Below are 4,429 nucleotides of genomic sequence, written 5' to 3'. Positions count from 1 at the left end.
TGTTGTTGCCCGGGGCGGCGTTCGTGGAGTTGGCGGTGCGGGCCGGTGACGAGGTCGGCTGCGGTGGGGTCGAGGAGCTGGTGATGGAGGCCCCGTTGGTGTTGGCCGAGGGCGCGGCGGTGCAGTTACGGGTGTGCGTACAGGCGCCCGAGGAGACGGGCCGGCGCGGGGTACGGGTGTATTCACGGGCCGAGGGCGCCGACACGGGCGCGTCCTGGGCGCGGCACGCTTCGGGAACCTTACGCGCTGTTGAAGCATCCACGCCTGGGGCGGGACTGTCGGTGTGGCCGCCGGCCGGCGCGGTGGCCGTGGACCCGGCGGAGGTCGAAGGTCTCTACGACGGCCTGGAACAGGCCGGATATCGGTACGGTCCGGTGTTCCAGGGGGTACGGGCGGCCTGGCGCGCGGACGGCGCCGTATACGCGGAAGTTGCCCTCCCCGAGGAGCACCGGGCCCAGGCGGCAGCCTTCGGACTTCACCCGGCACTCCTCGACTCGGCCATGCATGCGGCCGCCTTCCAGGACGATGCGGAACGCGCGGGCCGGGGGACGATGCTTCCCTTCGTCTGGCGAGACGTGGCGCTGTACGCCACGGGTGCCGCGGCCTTGCGGGTACGGGTGCTCTCCACCGGAGGGGACACCCTGACGCTGGACTTGGCCGATGAGACAGGCGCCCCGGTGGCGTCGGTGGGTTCGATGGTGTCCCGTCCGGTCGAGCCCGAGCAGTTCCACACCGAACCGGCTCATGAGCGTCTGCTGCGGCCGGCATGGCAGGAGACGGCGTTGCCCCCGGGCGGCACCGCGCTCGACACGGTGCCGGTGAACACTGCCGAGGATGTACGTGCCCTGGTGGCGCGCGGCGGCCCGGTCCTCACCTTGACGGTGGAGGTGACCGGCACCGGCAGTGTGCGCGAGCTGACCAGCCGCGTGCTGGAGGTCGTACAGGCGTGGTCGACCGAACCCGCGCTGGACAGTACGCGGATGGTCGTACTGACCAGGCATGCGGTCGCCGTCGAGCCGGCCGAAACGGTCGACCCGGCGATCGGCGCCGTATGGGGACTGGTCGGCACCGCACAGTCGGAGAACGCCGGACGGATCGTGCTGGTGGACATCGACGACGAGCCGGCCTCGCGTTCGGCGCTGAGCGCTCTCGTGCCCGCCCTGTTCACCGCCGACGAGACTCAGGCCGCGGTCCGCGCGGGTGCGTGCTACCTGCGGCGGCTCGTCCGCGTCGGAGCGCTGCCCGAGACCGAGGCCACTGCCGTGATGGGTGGCTTGAAGCCTGGTGGGACGGTGTTGGTGACCGGTGGTACGGGTGCGTTGGGCGGGGTGGTGGCCCGGCATCTGGTGGCGGCGCACGGTGCGCGGAATCTGGTGTTGGCGAGTCGAAGCGGGGAGAAGGCCGCCGGTGCCGCCGAGCTGGAGGCGGAGTTGGCGGGGGCGGGCGCGCGGGTGCGGATCGTGGCCTGCGATGTGGGGGACAGGGGGGCGTTGGCTCAGCTGCTTGACGAGATCCCGGACGACGCTCCGTTGACGGCGGTGGTCCATACGGCCGGCATTCTGGACGACGGTGTGCTGACGGCGTTGACGCCGGAGCGGATGGACGCGGTCTTCCGGGCGAAGGCGGACGGTGCGCTCCACCTCCATGAGCTGACCCGCGACCTGGACCTGTCCGCCTTCGTTCTCTTCTCCTCCGCCGCCGGCACCTTCGGCAGTTCGGGGCAGGGCAACTACGCCGCCGCCAACGCCTACCTCGACGCGCTCGCACAGCACCGGGCCGCCCAGGGGCTGACCGCCGTCTCCCTCGGCTGGGGCATGTGGTCCCAGGACGTGGGGATGACCGCCCGACTCGGCGATACCGACCACCGGCGACTGGCACGCGACGGACTCGCCGCCCTGTCCTCGGCCGAGGGCATGGAACTGTTCGACATCGCCCTGCGAACGACCGAACCGGTGATGCTGCCGATGAAGCTGGACCTCGGCGCGTTGCGCGCCCAGGCCACGGCCACCGGGGCGGTGCCGCCGCTGCTGCGTGGACTGGTACCCCAGCCCCGACAACTCCGGCAGAAAGCCCGGTCGGCACCTGCTCACAACACCGACGCGCTCACCGCACGGCTGGCCGGAGCGGGCCCCGCAGACCGGCAGGCGATTCTCCTCGACCTGGTCCGGCAGGAGGCGGCACACGTGCTCGGCTACGGCTCGGTCGGTCGTATCAGCCCCGGTACCGCTTTCACGGACGTCGGTTTCGACTCGCTGACGGTGATAGAGCTACGGGACCGGCTCCTGGCCCGAACCGGGCTGCGGCTGCCTGCCACCTTCGCCTTCGACTTCCCCACGCCCTCGACGCTGGCGGACGACCTGAACACCCGCCTGGCCGCCGACACCACACAGGATCCGGTGCTCGCCGAAGTAGCGAGGCTGGAGGAACTGGTGGCCGCCCGCTCACTGGACCACGCCAAGGACACGGCCGCAGCCGCCCGACTCCGCGCCCTGGTGGCCAAGCTCAGCTCCGATGCCCCCGGACCGGCCGGAGACACCGACATCCAGATGACGCTCGAGGCGGCGTCGGTTGACGACGTACTGGCCTTCATCGACGAGGAGTTCGGAATCGTCGACCCGTCGGATTCCGACCGCGCCTACGAGTGAAAGGGAAGGTGACCTCCGGTGGACAACGAAGAGAAGCTGGTCCGGTACCTCAAGCGCGTGACCGCCGACCTGCACCAGGCGCGGCAGCGGCTCACCGAGATCGAGGCCGGACAGTCGGAGCCGATCGCGATTGTGGGGATGGCGTGCCGGCTGCCGGGCGGTGTGACGTCGCCGGAGGAGCTGTGGGAGCTGGTGGCGGCCGGCGGTGACGCGGTCGGTGGGTTCCCGGAGGACCGCGGCTGGGACCTGGACAACCTCTTCGATCCGGATCCGGATCACCCCGGCACCAGCTATGTCCGTGAGGGTGGATTCCTGCGTGATGCGGGGGAGTTCGACGCGGGGTTCTTCGGGATTTCGCCGCGTGAGGCGTTGGCGATGGATCCGCAGCAGAGGTTGTTGTTGGAGACGTCGTGGGAGGCGTTGGAGCGGGCGGGGATCGACCCGACGACGTTGCGGGGCAGGGATGTCGGTGTCTACTTCGGCACTCTCAATCAGGACTACGCCACCCATGTCGACACGGTCCCCGAGGGGGTCGAGGGCTACCTGATGACCGGCAGCTCAGCGAGCGTGCTCACCGGCCGGGTCGCCTATGCGCTGGGCTTCGAGGGCCCGGCGATGACGATCGACACGGCATGTTCTTCTTCGCTGGTGGGCTTGCATCTGGCCGCACAGGCCCTGCGGTTGGGGGAGTGCTCGATGGCGCTGGTGGGAGGGGCCACCGTCATGTCCACCCCGAGTGTCTTCATCGGCTTCTCGCGGCAGCGAGGCATGGCCGAGGACGGCCGCTGCAAGGCATACGGGGCTGCGGCGGACGGCACCGGGTGGGCCGAGGGCGTGGGCGTACTGGTGGTGGAGCGCTTGTCGGATGCGCAGCGCAACGGTCACCGGGTGTTGGCGGTGGTGCGGGGCAGTGCGGTGAATCAGGACGGTGCGTCGAATGGTCTGACGGCGCCGAACGGTCCGTCGCAGCAGCGGGTCATCCGCGATGCGTTGAACGCTGCCCACCTCGCACCCTCCGATGTGGATGTGGTGGAGGGGCACGGCACGGGCACCACACTGGGCGACCCGATCGAGGCGCAGGCCTTGCTGGCTACGTATGGCCAGGGGCGGCCGGAGGGGCGGCCGTTGTGGTTGGGGTCGTTGAAGTCGAATATCGGTCATGCGCAGGCGGCTGCTGGTGTGGCTGGTGTGATCAAGATGGTGATGGCGTTGCGGCATGGGGTGTTGCCGCGGACGTTGCATGTGGATGAGCCGACGGCGGAGGTGGATTGGTCGGCGGGTGCGGTGGAGTTGCTGACCGAGGAGCAGCCGTGGCCGGAGGTGGGTCGTCCGCGTCGGGTGGGGGTGTCGGGGTTCGGGGTGAGTGGGACGAATGCTCACGTGATCCTGGAGCAGGCTCCGGAACGGTCGGGGGAGGACGTCTCTGACCCGTTGGGTGGTGTGGTGCCGCTGCTGGTGTCGGGGCGGGGTGACGCGGCCCTGCGGGCACAGGCGGAGCGGTTGCTGGACTTCGTCGAACGTCACCCGGGTGTGGATCTGGGTGAGGTGGCGCGTTCCTTGGTGGTGTCGCGTGCGGGGTTGTCGGATCGTGCGGTGGTGGTGGCGGGGGACCGGGGTGAGGTGTTGGCGGGGTTGGGCGCGGTGGTGGAGGGTGCCGGTCTGGTGGTGGGCCGGGTGGGTGTGTCGGGCCGGGTGGTGTTTGTTTTTCCTGGTCAGGGGTGGCAGTGGGTGGGGATGGGTGCGGAGTTGCTGGAGTCGTGCCCGGTGTTTGCGGAGTGTATGGG

Annotated in this window: 1 protein-coding gene and 1 pseudogene; both read left to right on the top strand. The window is 70.1% G+C overall.

Going from position 1 to position 4,429, the window contains the following annotated elements; translation table 11 throughout:
* On the top strand, positions 1 to 2,645 hold a 2,645-nt coding region (locus tag ACIQBL_RS48050; protein WP_401955361.1), incomplete at its 5' end, for a type I polyketide synthase.
* Positions 2,646 to 2,663: 18 nt separating this feature from the next.
* Positions 2,664 to 4,429, top strand: a pseudogene (locus ACIQBL_RS48045) (type I polyketide synthase); the annotation flags it as partial.

The organism is Streptomyces sp. NPDC088350 (genome assembly GCF_044753545.1).
In the GTDB taxonomy this organism is placed as follows: Bacteria; Actinomycetota; Actinomycetes; order Streptomycetales; family Streptomycetaceae; genus Streptomyces.
Note: the sequence above shows the minus strand (reverse complement) of the source record. Positions and strands in the feature narration are given on the sequence as shown.